This is a genomic window from Rickettsia endosymbiont of Polydrusus tereticollis, assembly GCF_964026385.1.
Classification (GTDB): Bacteria; Pseudomonadota; Alphaproteobacteria; order Rickettsiales; family Rickettsiaceae; genus Rickettsia.
Genome location: NZ_OZ032142.1, coordinates 132,363 through 149,863, shown reverse-complemented (window position 1 = coordinate 149,863; position 17,501 = coordinate 132,363). Strand labels below are relative to the sequence as shown.

Sequence of the window (17,501 nt, the reverse complement as noted above, 5' to 3'; positions counted from 1 at the left end):
CATTTTTTCTAAGCACCGGGAACAGTGCTAATCTAGGTTATTCTAATGCTAATTTCTTCATCACATGATTCCATACCTGTCGGTAAGGATATGATGAAGATAACAAAAACTTAATACGCCTAGTATTACGGATAATTACTACCCCAATTTTTAATAATTTTAAACGTATTGTACCTATTTGTGCTTTTGCTAATGCACTACCTTGTAATAAATTACCTCTGATATATTCTACTAAAGTGTATGCAAGACCCGATAAAATCATTCTGAGCTGATTAGCCCACCATCTATGACAAGAAGTACGATCTGCAAATAATTCTAGTTGTTGCTCTTTTATACGGTTTTCCATATCACCACGACCACAGTAAACTTTGTCGTATAAATCTTCAGGTTTATCTGATAAATTAGTTACTATATACCTTGGATTTTCTCCAAGCATTGTCATTTCTGCCTTACCAATTATTCTACGTTCATGACTCCAACTACCAGCCTTATATGGAAACTCACTAAAAAGACGTTGCTTTTCTTGGGTTATAATAAATGCTGCTTTTGACTTCTCCATTGTAGGTTTCAGTAACTCATTTAGTCTGTTATTTTGGGGCATTCCTACAATATATTTTATATTATGAATATCACACCAATCAAACATCTGATGACGACAAAATCCACTATCACCACGAAAAATAATCTTTACCTCTGGCCAAGCTTGGCGAAAACGTTTTACTAACAATGATAATATTGCCCAAGAATGTTTTGCTTGATCCTGCTTTGACGTCCTAAGATAACTAACTAACAGATGCTTTCCACAAAAAACATACAAAGGTAAAAAGCAATTATGACCGTAATAACCATGATAAAACTTACCTTCCTGTTGCCCATGAATTTCATCATCCGTAGCATCAAAATCAAGTATTAGCTGCTTTGGTACTATTTTATGAGACTTAATAAATTTATCAAGCATTAGTTCATGCACTTTAATTGCAAAGTGTCTATCAGCATTGTTTTCTATACGACATAAGGTAGAACTACTTGCCATATCATCAATTGTTTCCATAGCTGTTTGCATAGCAGGACATTTTCGTAGATAATTGTGGTCATTTAAATCTTCATAACCTAATGCAATACCATAAATTCGTTGCCTCAGCATTGTTGCCATATTATGGGTAATTTTACTACCATCTCGTCTATCAGGAAATATTTTAGCAAGCTCCTCTGTTATACCAAGCCTTTTATCTGCTTCTCTTAATAACAACACACCTCCATCGCTACTAATATCACCTCCAGTGAAATTTATCTCTATTGTCCGATTTTTTACTTTGGAAAACTGGTAACTATATGCTATACAATTTGTCATGACAAAATCCTTTGTATTATTCTAATGAAATACCAGTATTATACAGCTTTACGAGGATTTTGTCTCCTATATCTCATGCAATATCCGGGTTAGCACCCAAAGTTTGAATATTATGAATTCTATCAAAAATCTTGATTAAGCTTGTATCATATCTTTTTTGTTTAGTTAACAAATTTAAACTTTCCTCGGCACTGATTTTGCCTGAAGGTTTAATCCGTGTTAAACCCTCTACATGGTTTGCTACATTTTTATCAAAAATTCCTATAATATCATCTTCCGTAAGCGGTGTGTCTTCTATAGTATCGTGTAATAAAGCAGCATTTATCATACTGGGTATAAAAAGTTTAGGGGCTTCAATTGCTGTAAACTCAGCTAACAAATAAGCAACTTCTACCGGATGAGAGTAATAAGGGTCACCTGATTGCCGCATTTGTGTGCCGTGATATTTCCTAGCGTAATATAAACCCTTCTTAACTTCCCTAAGGTCGACCGGATATTGTACTAACTTGTTTAAGGACGTAATCTTATCTAATAGCCTTGCGGCGTAACTGCACATCTCAAACTTTTCTTCCCAGCAATTGACATCTTCTATAAGAATTAACCTAGATTTATTAGATTAATATTTATAACATTTTCTATTGAAAATTTAAAGTAACAAATTAAATATGATTAGTAACTATATTATAAATATATTAAATTCTTTTAAAATATTATGAATAATCTGTGTGATTTATAGACATAGTTACAACTATGCAACGACAAAATTTATTGCCTGGGGATGACAGCTAACTTTGCCGGTGATAAAATAGGCATCTGAATACTTTTGGAGTTTACAGATGCCCGGTAGAAGAATAACAAATCAGCAATACGAGGTATATATGAAATTAAGAAAATCAGGTTTGAATCAAACAATTTGTTCAGCTAAAGCAGGTTTTTCACAACGTAGTGGTAGGAATTTAGAACGTAGGGAAGTGTTATCTTTATCGAAAGGGAAGAAAGTACGTAAGTACCGTAACGATCCATTAGAAGGAGTATGGGAAGGTGTATTAGTTCCTTTATTAGAACAACTACCATATTTAACATCTTGGACATTATTAGAATATCTTCAAGACGAATACCCAGGAAAATATCCGGACAGCATTTTAAGAACTGTTCAGCGACGCACTAGCAAGTGGAGAGCATTATATGGTCCGGAAAAGGAAGTTATCTTTCGCCAGCTTCATGTACCCGGTCGTCAAGGTTTATCGGATTTTACTGCTTTAAAAGGCATAGAGATTACTATTTGTGGTAAACCGTTTAAGCATCTATTGTATCATTTTCGGTTAGCTTATAGTAATTGGTCTTTTATGAAAGTGATTCAGGGCGGAGAAAGTTTTACCGCTCTTTCTCAATCGCTTCAGGATGCATTATGGAGTTTAGGAGGATGTCCTGAAGAACATAGGACTGACAGTTTGTCAGCTGCTTTCAAGAATTTATCGCAAGAGGAGTCAGATGATATAACATGTTCTTATAAAGAAGTATGTGCTCATTATGGCATGCATGCTACAAGAAACAATCGTGGGAAAGGACATGAGAATGGTAGCGTTGAGGCTGCACATGGTCATCTTAAGAGACGTTTAGAGCAAGCTCTTTTATTGCGTGGTTCTTATAATTTTGAATCTATAGATGACTATCAAAATTTTATAGACTCTGTTGTTCAACGACACAATAATCGTCATCAACCACAACTTTATATTGAACGATCTTATTTAAAAGGATTGCCGGCCCACAGAACTATAGATTTTAGCCAAACAACAGCTAGGGTGACAACTTCTAGCACTATTACAGTAAAAAAAGTTATGTATAGTGTACCTTCCAGATTAATAGGGTATCAATTAGGAATACATATTTATGATGATCGTTTGTCATGTTACTTGGGAAGTGATCATGTTTTGGATTTACCTAGAGTAAGAGGGGATGACAAGCAAAAAGCAGCTAGATGCATTAATTATCGTCATTTAATTAATAGCTTGGTACGTAAACCCGGAGCTTTTCGCTATTCTATTCTGCGGGATGACATACTACCAACTCCTATATATAAAAAAATTTGGTTGCTAATTGATCAACATTGTACACCACGTCAGGCTAATAAATTGATGGTAGGTATTTTAAAGCTTGCAGCAGATTATAACTGTGAGCAACAATTAGGAGAATTTGTTGTGTCATCCCTAATTAAAGGTAAGGTTCCTTGTTTAGGAACGTTACAAAACCGATATCAACCTTGTATGAAGTTAGTACCTCCTCCTGTAGAAATTAAGCAACATTCACTACAAACATATAATCATCTTTTGCCTTCATTTTTAGTAAGAGAGGTTAGCCATGCATAATGCTACAGCACTACCTATCCCGGATATTGCATGAGATATAGGAGACAAAATCCTCGTAAAGCTGTATAATACTGGTATTTCATTAGAATAATACAAAGGATTTTGTCATGACAAATTGTATAGCATATAGTTACCAGTTTTCCAAAGTAAAAAATCGGACAATAGAGATAAATTTCACTGGAGGTGATATTAGTAGCGATGGAGGTGTGTTGTTATTAAGAGAAGCAGATAAAAGGCTTGGTATAACAGAGGAGCTTGCTAAAATATTTCCTGATAGACGAGATGGTAGTAAAATTACCCATAATATGGCAACAATGCTGAGGCAACGAATTTATGGTATTGCATTAGGTTATGAAGATTTAAATGACCACAATTATCTACGAAAATGTCCTGCTATGCAAACAGCTATGGAAACAATTGATGATATGGCAAGTAGTTCTACCTTATGTCGTATAGAAAACAATGCTGATAGACACTTTGCAATTAAAGTGCATGAACTAATGCTTGATAAATTTATTAAGTCTCATAAAATAGTACCAAAGCAGCTAATACTTGATTTTGATGCTACGGATGATGAAATTCATGGGCAACAGGAAGGTAAGTTTTATCATGGTTATTACGGTCATAATTGCTTTTTACCTTTGTATGTTTTTTGTGGAAAGCATCTGTTAGTTAGTTATCTTAGGACGTCAAAGCAGGATCAAGCAAAACATTCTTGGGCAATATTATCATTGTTAGTAAAACGTTTTCGCCAAGCTTGGCCAGAGGTAAAGATTATTTTTCGTGGTGATAGTGGATTTTGTCGTCATCAGATGTTTGATTGGTGTGATATTCATAATATAAAATATATTGTAGGAATGCCCCAAAATAACAGACTAAATGAGTTACTGAAACCTACAATGGAGAAGTCAAAAGCAGCATTTATTATAACCCAAGAAAAGCAACGTCTTTTTAGTGAGTTTCCATATAAGGCTGGTAGTTGGAGTCATGAACGTAGAATAATTGGTAAGGCAGAAATGACAATGCTTGGAGAAAATCCAAGGTATATAGTAACTAATTTATCAGATAAACCTGAAGATTTATACGACAAAGTTTACTGTGGTCGTGGTGATATGGAAAACCGTATAAAAGAGCAACAACTAGAATTATTTGCAGATCGTACTTCTTGTCATAGATGGTGGGCTAATCAGCTCAGAATGATTTTATCGGGTCTTGCATACACTTTAGTAGAATATATCAGAGGTAATTTATTACAAGGTAGTGCATTAGCAAAAGCACAAATAGGTACAATACGTTTAAAATTATTAAAAATTGGGGTAGTAATTATCCGTAATACTAGGCGTATTAAGTTTTTGTTATCTTCATCATATCCTTACCGACAGGTATGGAATCATGTGATGAAGAAATTAGCATTAGAATAACCTAGATTAGCACTGTTCCCGGTGCTTAGAAAAAATGGGGTAAGGGGCATTACATCTAAAATTTGAAAATAACGGCTTCAAAGCACTTTTTGGCAAAATTTTTACAAAAGTATCATTGCTAATATTATAAATTACTCAATTTCTTACTTTAAATCTCACTTCATGCAATATCCGGGCTAATCGAATATGAAGAGATATTTGTTGAAGAAGAAATTAACTCAAATTTATTAAAGTCCAATTGTTTAGTAACAAATCAACCTGATTGGGGAACGATAATAATAAAATATCAAGGTAAAAAACTAAAACATGATAGTATTCTTAGATATTTAGTATCTTTTAGAAATTGTAATGAATTTGCCGAGCAATGTGCCGAGCGTATTTTTGTCGATATTAAAAATGCTATAAATCCTACTTATCTATCCATATATATTAGATACACCAGACGTGGAGGAATCGATATTTGCCCTTATCGTTCCACCGAACGAAATTATATATTACCAAGCAATAAAAGGTTAATTAGGCAGTAAATAAAAGCTTCTTCCCTCACAGGTGTTGTTGTGTGGCTCGATTTTACCTCGTCATTGCGAGGAGGGACATAGTCCCGACGTGGCAATCCAGTAAAAAATAGCTAAAAATGCTATGAAATTTATTATTTTCTAGATTGCCACGCTCCTTTCAGTCGCTCGCAATGACGTTTGGAGTATCCATGCAACAACGCCGGCTTGACCACGGTATCCAGAAAAAACCTTAATAAAAAGACCGGATGCCGTGATCAAGTCCACTGCTGTACGAACGTTTAAATAAAGAGGTGAAAATTCTGTCATTCCGTGGCTACGACCACGGAATCCAGTCTATAATGTCATAAAAAGACTCTAAAATAAGCCTAATACTGCTTTATTTTTCTGGATGCCGTGATCAAGTCAAGGCATGACACCGTACGCTTTGCAAAAATTTGATCCAGGACAACGCCCGCACCTCCTTCGCAATGAGGGGTTTTTAGCTGTATCCACAAAACAATACTGCACGAGGCTAACATTAAAAATTTTGTAGTATAGGTAAAAGATATTTATAAGTTAAATAAGCGAATGTTAAACCAAGTGTAGTGCCGATTACTATTACACGAAATTTTGAAGGGCTGAAAATTAAAACGGCGATAACAACTATAATTGCTATTTTTTCCCAGTCGGCTGTAGTATAAGGCTGGTTATTTATAGCATAAGCATTACCGCTACTTAAGATAGTCAGCAGAACACCGATAGACGATATATTTTTAAGTAAAATTTTAAACATGGTCAACCTCAATAGGTCCGGTAGTCGAACCGGTGATAAATTGTTTAAGGTAAGGATTGTCGTTATCGGTCATTTCTTTTTTTGTTCCATACCACATAATTTTTCCTTGATAAATCATTGCTACTTCCTTGGCTATTTTCTCGGCACTAATCATATCATGCGTTATAGTAACGGTAGTTGCACCTAACTCCTCTTGAATTTTAATAATTAGTTCATTAATGACATTAGCCATTATAGGATCAAGCCCTGTGGTCGGTTCATCTAAAAAAAGAATTGACGGGGTGCTACAAATTGCTCTCGCAAGTGCTACTCTTTTCTGCATGCCGCCGGATAATTCGGAAGGATAAAGATTGAGTATTCTAGAAGATAATCCAACGGATTCAAGTTTAGAGGTCGCTAATTCATTTTTTTCTTTTTTGGATAATTTTTTAGTAAAAAAAGTAATATTATCTTGTACGGTTAAAGAATCAAAAAGAGCTCCTCCTTGGAATAAAAAGCCGATAGTTTCCATAATATCAAATCTTTTATTATCAGAGATATTTGTGGTGTCTACTCCATCAATAGAAATCTTGCCGCTATCCGGTTTGAGTAACCCTACTATAGCTTTTATTAGCACCGATTTACCCGTGCCGGAACCACCGAGAATTACTAGAGAACTCCCCTTTTTTATGTCTAAATCTATGCCGTTAAGTACTTTGTGACCGGAAAAAGATTTATGCAAAGACCGAATTTTAATTTTTAATGTTTCTTCTGTCATTTTTTCCTATTTTTTTGACGCCATTCCTGCGTTGGCTCCAGAAGTGTACGAACGTTCCCGGTGTCATTCCCGTGCAGCATTGTTGCGTGTATCTAAAAAAGTGCTGTATGTCATTCCCGCGAAGGCGGGAATCCAGAAAAAACACTTAAAATAAGCAAAATTATATAAAAATTTATTATATAATTCGCTTAAATATTCTCTGGATTCCCGCCTTCGCGGGAATGACATCAAAAATTCGAGCCACGCAACAATGCTGCACGGGTATGACATTGAAGCCATTTTTGAGCCATGCAACAATGCCCGTTGACTCCGGTGCTGTTGCCTCTTCGCAATGCCGAACCTTACTTAGTAATCCACTCCGATAAAATATAGCCCGCAAGCCGGAGCAGTAGGACCTGCCGCTTTTCTATCCTTCGCTTCTAAAACAGTTTTTATTTCCGGCGTTTGCCAAATATTACGACCGACTAATACTAAACTTCCGACGATATTACGCACCATGTGATGTAAAAATGACGGAGCAGAAAAGTAAAATTTTATTTCTTCATTCTCTTGAATAATTTCAATTTTTGACAAAGTTTTTATTGCCGATTTTGATTGACAGGCTGTAGCTCTAAATGAAGTAAAGTCATGATTTCCTAAAAGATGTAATGCCGCATCCTTCATAGCTTCAACATTTAAATTTTCACTAACCCACCATGCTCTATTAAAGTCAATCACTAATCTATATGGTCTATTAACAATTTTATACATATAATGACGAGCTACGGCTGAAAACCTAGCATGAAAATTATCGTCTACTAACGTACATTCTCTTATCCCTACTACATAAGGAAGAACAAAATGATTAATTGCTGTAACTATTTTATGCGGTACGATATATTTAGAAATATCAAAATGTGCTACTTGCCCTAAAGCATGAACTCCTGCGTCGGTTCTACCCGATCCCCAGACGGTTACTTGTTCACCGCTAAATTTATAAATGGCTTCTTCTAATATTTGCTGAACGGACATTGCGTTTAATTGCCTTTGCCAACCAGCAAGTCCGGTACCTAAATATTCCACGCTAATTTTATATCGGTATGATGTCATTCCTGTTAAGTTTAAATACAGTTTGATCAAACGTTGCTGATGTCATTCCCACGAAGGCGGGAATCCAGAGAATATTTAAGCGAATTATATAGTAAATTTTTATATAATTTTGCTTATTTTAAGTGTTTTTTTCTGGATTCCCGCTTTTAGCTAGAATGACATACGGCACTTTCTTAGAGCCATACAACAATGCCCACGGGAATAACTCAACCCGTTTGCGACTGTTTGAAATATTAACCTTATCCCCCTATTAGAGAATCCGGATTATCGCCACGTTTCCCGTTACTTCTAAAGCTACTAAGCTTTTTCGACCTAATCGGATGCTTTAATTTACGCAAAGCTTTTGATTCGATTTGCCGTATACGCTCTCTAGTTACATAAAATTGCTGCCCTACTTCTTCTAGAGTATGATCGGTATTCATACCTATACCGAAACGCATTCTAAGCACTCTTTCCTCTCGAGGCGTTAGGGTCGCAAGCACTCTGGTCGTCACTTCCCGTAAATTTGATTGAATCGCAGCATCAAGAGGTGCTACGGCATTTTTATCTTCAATAAAATCGCCTAGGAAACTACCATCGTCATCTCCTACGGGGTTTTCTAGACTTATAGGCTCTTTTGCTATCTTCATTACTTTGCGTACCTTATCAATCGGCATCGATAAGCGAGCTGCAATTTCTGCTGCGGTAGGCTCATAACCGAGTTCATTAAGCATTTGTCTTGAAGTACGAATGATTTTATTGATTGTTTCAATCATATGTACGGGGATACGTATAGTTCTTGCCTGATCGGCGATGGCTCTCGTTATAGCTTGCCTAATCCACCAAGTTGCATAAGTAGAAAATTTATAGCCTCTACGATACTCAAATTTATCTACCGCCTTCATTAAGCCGATATTGCCTTCTTGAATTAAATCTAAAAACTGTAAACCTCTGTTGGCATATTTTTTAGCAATCGATATAACAAGTCGCAAATTGGCTTCTATCATATCTTTTTTTGCTTGCAAAGTTTGCCGCTCACCTTTTTGGATAGTATTTACCAATTTTTTAAATTCAATTACCGAAAGACCTATGTTCATTTCTATAGAAGATAATTCATTAATCATTTGATCAATATAATCTGATTCCTTATTAATTAGCTCTTTCCAACCAGATTTTTTGTTTTTTTTCATCTGCTCTTTCCAAGCAGTATTAATAACGACGCCGATATATTCTCCTAAAAAGTTTTGACGGGTTATACCGTATTTTTCGGCTAATTTTAAAAATGCCGTTTCTTTATTTATTAAATCTCGATTTATGCTATACATTTTACTAAGAATTTCTTCCGTTCTTTTGGTATTAAAATGAATATCCGAAATTTCATTTACTAATAACTCTAAATTAGCTATATATTTTTTACTAGTTTGTAATGTTTTTGGTTGAGGAGGCTTGGCATAATAATTTTTTGCCTCCATTACTAAATCTTCGCATATATTCGAGATTCTTTTCATACGCTCAATAACATTCGGTAGTATTTGCGATTCCATAGTAGATATCGCTAACCCGCTTTCTTCGTGTTCATCAATTTCGGGATCAATAGTTGGATCGTCTTCAAGGTCTATCTCTTCCTCATGTATTATATTAGATTCTATCTCGATCAAATCACGTAATAACATCTTTTCGTTAACTAAATCTTCATACCATGTTATGAAAAATTTCATAGCAACAGGGCTTGCACATAATGATGAAATCATTAACTTCCGCCCGCCTTCGATTCTCTTAGCTATTTCTATTTCATCTTCACGAGTTAAAAGATCGACTCCGCCCATATCTTTTAAATATAACCTTACCGGATCGTCAGTAGTGCCTAAAGCTTCTTCTTCAACTTCATCTTCCGCTTCTTGATCAACATTACTAACTAACTTAAATTCTTCATCCATGCCTATATCTAACTTAATTTCGTCCTCTTCTCCCGGTTCTAAAATATCAACTCCGGCATCGGAAAATTTCAATATTGCCTTTTCTAGGTCGTTTACCGTTAAATTTTTATTAATAGGAAGAGCTTTATTTAAATCGTCATAAGTTATGGCTGTTTTTTTAGCTTTAGCTTTTTTAACCAAATTATCTAGTTTATCTACATCCTTATTTATATTACTCATACGTTACATACCTAGATCAATTGTTAAAAGATTCATTTAAAATTTGAAGTTCACTTGCAACTTTCAAGATTTCTTTTTGGTACAATAAAGCTTTTTCAAATCCTTCATTGTCGCCGGTTTGAATAATAGAAACATATTCTTGTTTTAATGATACCAGATAATGTTTTTTAAGTAACCATTGCCAAAATAAGTCTAAATGAACATTATCTTTATTAAACGGCATACCTAAAAACAGACTATCAGAGCGTGATAATAGTAAAAAAATATCAAAAAAGCTAGTATTTTCCACAATCATACTAATATTGTCCACCTCTATATTAGTATCGATAATTTCTTCAAAATACCAGTTACGAAACTCCTCGAGTAGTTTGTTATTAAAATTTAAATTCAATAAAAAATCTCGTGTATCGCCGTTTTTCAACATCTCCGGAAATTTAACCAATATAGTGCAAAATGCATGTTCTAATATCTCGAATTCTGAATAATCAGGGCTTGAAGGAACAATATTTAAATTTTTAGTACCGCTCTTCCCTCTACTAACTAAATTTTGCCATATTTGATCTTTAAAAAATCTATAATAATTAGTACTTAAATCTCTATCTGCTATTTTTGCACAATAATTTTTCAGATTCCTCTCTAAAACAGCCTTATCTTCTGCGGTTCTAAAAACTTTGCCGCTATATTCTATATCCCAAATCATTTCCGATAGGCTAATTCTTTTTTCTACTAGATTTGTAAAAAATTCCGTATTATTTTTATTAACGGCATCATCAGGATCCAAGCCCGCCGGTAATCTAATGAAAGAAATCTTTTTATTACTATTTATTAACGGCAAAGCAAGGTTAATTGCTCTTATACTTGCCTTTACTCCGGCAACATCTCCGTCAAGGCATAATATAATCTCATCCCCGGCACGCCATAATTTTTGTAAATGGCTTTCGGTAACGGACGTACCTAAACTTGCTACCGCCTCATTAAATCCCGCTTGATAGAGAGCAATAACATCAAAATAACCTTCAACTAAAATTGAGCGATTCTTTTTATAGCTACTACTAATTGCTTTATTTTCGCCGTACAGAGTTTCACTTTTTTGAAATACTATAGTTTCCGGAGAATTTAAATATTTAGGCATGCCGTCGCCGATTACTCTACCGCCGAAGCCGACTATTTTATTATATATATTCCTAATAGGAAAAGTTATCCGATCGTAAAATATTTCATATATTTTGCCGTTTTCTCTTTTGCCTATCAATCCCGCTTTTTCAAGCTTCGCAGACTCGATGCCTTTTTCCTTAAAAAATTTCTGTAATTCTTTATTCGCCGGTGCAAAGCCTATTGAAAACTCTTTTATTGTTTCTTCCTTAATAGCTCGACTATGTAAATAATTTAATATTTTAGGGGAAATTTGCGATCGAAAAAACTTATTAGCCAGTTCTAAAATATTTAAAATCTCATCGGATTCTTCATAAAGCTCTTTTTGCTGCTCAGTTAATTTGGGTAATTCTATACCGTAATCACTAGCAAGTTTTACGGCTGATTCCGAATAAGATAACCCGCTAATTTGAGCATTAAATTTTATTACGTCACCGGATGCCGCACAACCGAAGCAATAATAAAATCGTTTAGAATCGTTAACTGTGAAGGAAGGAGTTTTTTCTCTATGAAAGGGACATAAACCGATATAATTACCGGATTTTCTAGTTAAGGTTACCTTTTGCCTCACTACATCCGAGATATTAATACGATTTCTTAAAAGTTCATAAAATTCTAACGGAACTCTCATATATACTCGTTGAACTTGAAAAATTGGCATCGTCGCCTTTGTAAAGTCCGCAGGTAGCCACGTTACTTGCGTGTACGCTCCACACAGTCGCCTCGGTGCTGTTGCGTGTATCGAAAAAAGTGCTGTATGTCATTCTAGCTAAAGGCAGGAATCCAGAAAAAACACTTAAAATAGGCAAAATTATATAAAAATTTACTATATAATTCGTTTAAATATTCTCTGGATTCCCGCCTTCGCGGGAATGACATCAAAAATTTGATCCACGCAACAATGCCTTTGCCTTCAGTCGCTCGCAATGACGTTTGGAGTATCCACGCAACAACGCCGGTCGCCCTCAAAATAAACTTCAATTCTTGAAATCATTTGAGTATACTATAATATAAAACTAAAAATAACGGTAGAAAGACAATAAGCAAGCGGAATCGACAAATTATCGTTAACACCGATTTGTTTTGAATAGAACTCAACGGCGGTTGCAGCTATAGAACTAATTATTATAACGATAAAGCTTGTATTAAACCCGATGAAAAAATAGACTAGAATACTGATAAAAACCGCCGAGCTTAAGAAAGCACTTGCTCCAGCTATTGATTTACCGTTATCTAAAGGCTCACCTATTTTTATCCCGACTAACGCCGCTAAACAATCGGATATTATCAAAATTAGCCACGAACAAATTACTAAATTTTTAGGAAAAAGAAGAGCCGTTACAAAAAAGCCCAGCATCATAAAGCTAACGCCGCTTAAGCGAAATGAGCCGCTAGCCTCTTCCGATCTCATAATTTTTGTAAAAAATTTAGTTACAAATTCTCTAATCGTCCCATTATAATGTCTAGATATATCAAGATATAAAGTAGCCGCTACCGCTATGAATAACAATAAAACGGCAATTAACCTAGAGGTGAATAGATAGCATAAAGGTACTGCTAAAGCAGATAAGTGGAAAATTTTACGTTTTAGTTCAAAATTTAAGTCCATAATTTCATATATCTAAACAAGCTTACATTATTGCGTGACTCCCGTAAACGTCATGGCAAGCTTTCAATTACCCATAAGTCATTTTCATTGCAATATTAAATCCTAACCTAAGGTCAACCAACCTAGACAACCCTCTCCACATTACTATATTCCCAGGAGGTGGGTCTAATGCTCTGTTCATATACCCGCCAAGCCTGGCTATCTTGGTTAAGTAATAAGAAAGAGTTTTGTTTTGTATGTTATCACTAGCTTTATTATTGGGCAAGGCATTAATTAGGGTAATTTCTTCATCTGTTAGAGCTAATTCTGGTGGTGCATTAGGTGTACACCTATTCATCATAGTCATCCAAAAAATTCTCCAACTTACTATACAGAATATAGCAATAATATTATTCAGGCGTGCCTCTGTCCTGAGTTTTAATGATTCAACTCTGCAACCGGACTTGAGTATTTTATGAAAAGTTTCTATTTTCCATCTTAAGGCATACCAATCGAGTTTTTCAATGGCTTCATCTATTGTTGTAACAGGTAAATCTGTAACAAGCTTCCATATTATTTTTTCTCTACTAGTTGGCGTTTCTTTTTCTATTGCATGGATGATTGTGAGTAGTAATGCTGGATATTTCTTCTGCTTAATACCAACAGGAGGAAGTATTTTTATATTCTGATATCTGATTTCTAAGGCCACTTCTATCATACTACCATCCGAGCTCTTGATCGCAATATTGTGCAATCCATTGATTTTTACCGTATTCATTTTATTAGTAATAGTACGAGAGCCATCTTCAATTAACCGATCCTGACAAATTCTGACAAGAAAATGCGTATCAAATTCTTTCGCTATTACAAATAATTCATAAATGTCACTTTCCCTATCCCCAATATGAACACATCTCTGTGGTGCCTTCAGTAGAACAGTCGATTGTGTCAAATTTTCTAGCCAGCGATAACTTTCTTTTTCTTCAATAGGTAATCTGGTATAGTTAATACGTTTTTTTAATTCATTAGTTCCTTTAAATTGCTTGCGTGTCCAAAACTTGATGGCACAAAGACCTAGTGGTAAACCATTGTCAGTTATTGCTAAACTTGAATGCATTAAAATACCACATTTTTTATGCAAGATAGGTCTACCCATTATATCCTTACCTGTATGGATGTTTTGAGTCCAGCCTATATCTTCAGCTTTTATTCTATTATATGAAAACTCTGTAGTGTCCTGAAGTACAAGTATCTTTCCTTCTTTATGAGCTGATACACGTTCTTTTGTAATCCGGAAATGTCCTTCTAATATCTCTTGTGTGCTTACCTTATCATTTGACAGAAATCTATATGCAGCTTTAGTATTTGCCCAGTCTTGACAGGCAAGAGGTATAGTTTGACCTAAACTGTTCCATATCTGTTCAAGTAGTTTTCTAAAACGTTGCTGTAAACGCTTATCCTTAAAACCATTACCTGCACTATCGCTATCTAACCACTTCTTCTGACCATGGTTTCTTACTACCTTACTTAATTCTGCTTGTGTTGAAAATTTATTTCTTGGCATTATTTACTCATAAATTTTTTCCTATTGTATATTATTTTATAACTTATGGGTAATTGAAAGCATGGCAAGGCGGCGTTGTTGCATGGCTCAAATTTTTGATGTCATTCCCGCGAAGGCGGGAATCCAGAAAAATTAAACTAAAGATATAACGATAACTTACAGTTATATAGAAAAAAGCCTTACAAGCTAAGGCTTTTTAGCCTGGATTCCTGCCTTCGCAAGAATGACATAAGGGACAGCGGGAATGACATACGGCACTTTTTTAGAACCATGCAACAACGCACCTCGCCATGACGATTCTGGAAGCCAGGCAACAAGCCGCCTTGACCTGACAAACCCATGCACACAATTTATTAAAGGCTTGTTTGACAAATTTTATTAATATAAATATACTAGCTTGAGTACATATTTATAACTTAATAGTCTGCCTAGTAGCAGTGTATCAAAAATACTTAATTTAGACAAGATAATTATGGCAAAATTTCCTATTACCAACAAAGGCTTTGAAAAATTAGAGCAAGAACTTAAGCACTTAAAACATGTAGAACGTCCGAAGACTACCCAAGATATAGCCACAGCTAGAGAGTTTGGCGATTTGTCGGAAAATGCTGAGTATGATGCCGCTAGGGAGAAGCAAGCTTTTGTTGAAGGACGTATTTTACATTTTGAAGACATAATGGCAAGAGCCGAGATTATTGATATCTCAAAGCTCTCGGGTGATAGTATAAAATTCGGCGCAACGGTTACATTAATTGATGATGAAATCGAAGAAAACGTTACCTATATCATTGTTGGAGAATATGAAGCGGATATAACTAAAAAAAGAATCTCGATAGCTTCGCCGCTTGCTAAAGCTTTAATCGGCAAATCGATAGGCGACGTTGTAGAAGTAATAACACCCAAGGGACTAAAATCTTATGAAGTATTAGAAGTAAAATACGAGGAGCTGGAACTTTAATTAGAAAATTATTAAGGAGTATTATACCTAATGACAAACCTATATGGCTGTATAAAAATTGATTTTAACGACTTAAATACTTATCGAGATAATTTGTCCTTAGAAGAAACCAATAATCTTCATCTAATAACAAATTTGTTAATGCTGAAGTCAGAAATTCAGGTTGGGGGATTAAAAGCATTGCATGATTCTCTAAATTCTTCTACTAAACCTTCTATTGCTGAATTAAAAGAAAAATATACTGAAAAATTATTAAAAGACCTAGAATTACTTACAAAAAGAAAGGATTTTCAAGACGTTAAAAATATAAAGCAAGAACCGGAAAATTTTGAATTCAAAGCAAAATTTTATGAGGAAATCAAAAAACCTGCTACTGAAATATCTTCTGAATTAAATAATTTTTTAAGCTCTTGTGCTAATTTAATTGATGATACGGGAGGGAAAAATACTCTTACTACTACAGAAGCAATTTCGGCTAAAATGCTCCTAGAATTTAATAAACCAAATATAACTTCCGAGAATATAGCAGCTAGCTTAGAAAATAGGCTAAACGCTTACAAACAAGTAGTTCAAGGACAAACTACTAAAGATATCGGCGGTACAATCACGGATATAAACGGTAACACAGCTCAAGTTGATCCACGAGCGGAAATTTTATTTAAAGATAAATCAGGTAATACAAGAATTATTAATGCAGAAACCATAAAGAATGAATCATCTTTAACCGGCGAGCAAAAAGATTTTATTACCACTTTGTGGCATCAAGGTACATTTGGTGCCGGTTGGTTTCCTATTAATGCTTTTACCAAGAATTTTCAAGGTAAAATGGAGCAATTTTACCCGAATGGTACTCCTGATATGAACAGAGAAAGAGATTTTTTAATGGTTGAAGTAGCGGAAGGTAATAAAGTAATAGTTCGGAGTAGGTCTAATATGGGTATTCATATTGACCCTACAAGTTCTGACGAATCCGTAGATTATGCTCAAGGGGTTTTAGAAGTAGATATTACTAATTTGAAAGGAAAGGATTTTATTCCCGGCTGTGCTTCAAAGATGCCTAAAATGAATGTTTATATCTCTGAATTTAATAAAGATATTAGATATGACCTACCGAAGAAATTAAAAATCTCACAAGATGTTACCAATGATAATATAAGGCAAACTCTATTTGATGATAAAAAAATCGCTTATATCAATGAAATAATCGCAGGAACTCCTAAAGCCGACGTTGCATTAGAGTCATTATCTCAAATAACCGGTCTTGATGAAAAAACTCTTAACAACTTTCAAGAGCAAGGAATATTAGTAGGGCTTAAGAAAATTGAGCTCCGAGAAATACAAAGCTTACCGGAAGATGCAAAAATCGAATCTTTGGCAGTTAAATGTTTTAAAAACACTCATAAAAATTCCGAAGAGCGTAAAAATTTTGCGAAAGAACAATTAGACAAATATTGTGATAAAACTAATGTCAAGATTTTAGATGATAAAGAAATAAAAAGGTTAAAAACTGGAATAATTTCTATATTAGAACCGATAATTAAAGATGAAAAAGAAAAAGCTACTTTAGAAGCTAATATAGGTGCAGCACTTAGAAAATGTGCTAAAATGGCAAACAAAGAAATGAGCTTCGGACAAAAATGGCGTTCAATTGTAATTGATCCAATAAAACAACTTTTCAAAAAAGATAAGTTAGAAGCAATAATTGATAAGCATCCGGAAATTGTTAAGGCTTTTAAGCAACCTAGCAATATTAGATATACTTCCTTATCTCCACAATCTAGTTTAAAAAGCAATAAGAAAGAAAGACCTGAAAGATAGTATTTATTTTTA

The 17,501-nt window shown here is 34.6% G+C and carries 14 protein-coding genes and 2 pseudogenes; 7 read left to right on the top strand and 9 right to left on the bottom strand.

From position 1 onward, the window contains the following. Positions 1–37 precede the first annotated feature (37 nt). Together AAGD48_RS00700 and AAGD48_RS00695 are read right to left on the bottom strand one after the other, a co-directional pair. The gene (locus AAGD48_RS00700; protein WP_341789277.1) at positions 38–1,351 is read right to left on the bottom strand and encodes an IS1380 family transposase; all 1,314 of its coding nucleotides are present in this window, start codon (positions 1,349–1,351) and stop codon (positions 38–40) included. A 91-nt stretch (positions 1,352–1,442) separates the two neighbouring features. Further along, positions 1,443–1,943 (bottom strand): annotated as a pseudogene (locus tag AAGD48_RS00695) (HD domain-containing protein); the annotation flags it as partial. Positions 1,944–2,187: 244 nt separating this feature from the next. Between AAGD48_RS00695 and istA the strand changes: the two are divergent. From istA to AAGD48_RS00680, 3 genes and pseudogenes are all read left to right on the top strand, one after another. Further along, positions 2,188–3,717, top strand: a complete 1,530-nt coding sequence (gene istA / locus AAGD48_RS00690) for an IS21 family transposase (protein ID WP_341790058.1) — start codon at positions 2,188–2,190, stop codon at positions 3,715–3,717. A gap of 107 nt (positions 3,718–3,824) precedes the next feature. Beyond that, the gene (locus tag AAGD48_RS00685) at positions 3,825–5,138 is read left to right on the top strand and encodes an IS1380 family transposase (protein WP_341789277.1); all 1,314 of its coding nucleotides are present in this window, start codon (positions 3,825–3,827) and stop codon (positions 5,136–5,138) included. A gap of 170 nt (positions 5,139–5,308) precedes the next feature. Further along, positions 5,309–5,665: pseudogene (locus AAGD48_RS00680) on the top strand (NADPH-dependent 7-cyano-7-deazaguanine reductase QueF); the annotation flags it as partial. A 508-nt stretch (positions 5,666–6,173) separates the two neighbouring features. Here the strand turns inward: AAGD48_RS00680 and AAGD48_RS00675 are convergent. Beyond that, positions 6,174–6,428, bottom strand: a complete 255-nt coding sequence (locus AAGD48_RS00675; RefSeq protein WP_341790057.1) for a DUF5510 family protein — start codon at positions 6,426–6,428, stop codon at positions 6,174–6,176. Then, positions 6,421–7,185 carry an ABC transporter ATP-binding protein gene (locus tag AAGD48_RS00670; RefSeq protein ID WP_341790056.1) on the bottom strand — a complete coding sequence of 255 codons (765 nt, stop codon included), beginning with the start codon at positions 7,183–7,185 and terminating at the stop codon, positions 6,421–6,423. The genes AAGD48_RS00675 and AAGD48_RS00670 overlap by 8 nt, the downstream gene beginning before the upstream one ends. 221 nt (positions 7,186–7,406) lie before the next feature. Between AAGD48_RS00670 and AAGD48_RS00665 the strand changes: the two genes are divergently transcribed. Next, on the top strand, positions 7,407–7,550 hold the full coding sequence (locus tag AAGD48_RS00665) for a hypothetical protein (protein ID WP_341790055.1): 144 nt from the start codon (positions 7,407–7,409) through the stop codon (positions 7,548–7,550). Here AAGD48_RS00665 and truA read toward each other — a convergent pair. The 5 genes from truA to AAGD48_RS00640 all read right to left on the bottom strand — a co-directional run bounded on the left by truA (position 7,531) and on the right by AAGD48_RS00640 (position 14,713). Next, entirely contained in the window at positions 7,531–8,274 is a 744-nt protein-coding gene (truA, locus tag AAGD48_RS00660; RefSeq protein ID WP_341790054.1) for a tRNA pseudouridine(38-40) synthase TruA, read from the bottom strand. The genes AAGD48_RS00665 and truA overlap by 20 nt on opposite strands. Positions 8,275–8,513: 239 nt before the next feature. Beyond that, entirely contained in the window at positions 8,514–10,409 is a 1,896-nt protein-coding gene (gene rpoD, locus AAGD48_RS00655; protein WP_341790053.1) for an RNA polymerase sigma factor RpoD, read from the bottom strand. A gap of 16 nt (positions 10,410–10,425) precedes the next feature. Continuing rightward, positions 10,426–12,192, bottom strand: coding sequence for a DNA primase (gene dnaG / locus AAGD48_RS00650; RefSeq protein ID WP_341790052.1), 1,767 nt, complete (start codon positions 12,190–12,192; stop codon positions 10,426–10,428). 372 nt (positions 12,193–12,564) lie between these two features. Then, the gene (locus AAGD48_RS00645) at positions 12,565–13,170 is read right to left on the bottom strand and encodes a diacylglycerol/polyprenol kinase family protein (protein WP_341790051.1); all 606 of its coding nucleotides are present in this window, start codon (positions 13,168–13,170) and stop codon (positions 12,565–12,567) included. A gap of 67 nt (positions 13,171–13,237) precedes the next feature. Beyond that, a complete protein-coding gene (locus tag AAGD48_RS00640; protein ID WP_341789378.1) occupies positions 13,238–14,713 on the bottom strand; it encodes an IS4 family transposase in 1,476 nt (491 codons plus the stop codon). Between the two features lie 244 nt (positions 14,714–14,957). On the opposite strand from AAGD48_RS00640, the gene AAGD48_RS00635 reads away from it, so the two are divergent. The 3 genes from AAGD48_RS00635 to AAGD48_RS00625 all read left to right on the top strand — a co-directional run bounded on the left by AAGD48_RS00635 (position 14,958) and on the right by AAGD48_RS00625 (position 17,489). Beyond that, on the top strand, positions 14,958–15,095 hold the full coding sequence (locus tag AAGD48_RS00635) for a hypothetical protein (protein ID WP_341790050.1): 138 nt from the start codon (positions 14,958–14,960) through the stop codon (positions 15,093–15,095). An 87-nt stretch (positions 15,096–15,182) separates the two neighbouring features. After that, on the top strand, positions 15,183–15,671 hold the full coding sequence (gene greA, locus AAGD48_RS00630) for a transcription elongation factor GreA (RefSeq protein ID WP_341790802.1): 489 nt from the start codon (positions 15,183–15,185) through the stop codon (positions 15,669–15,671). A gap of 30 nt (positions 15,672–15,701) precedes the next feature. Further along, entirely contained in the window at positions 15,702–17,489 is a 1,788-nt protein-coding gene (locus AAGD48_RS00625; RefSeq protein WP_341790049.1) for a hypothetical protein, read from the top strand. The last annotated feature ends 12 nt before the right edge of the window (positions 17,490–17,501 follow it).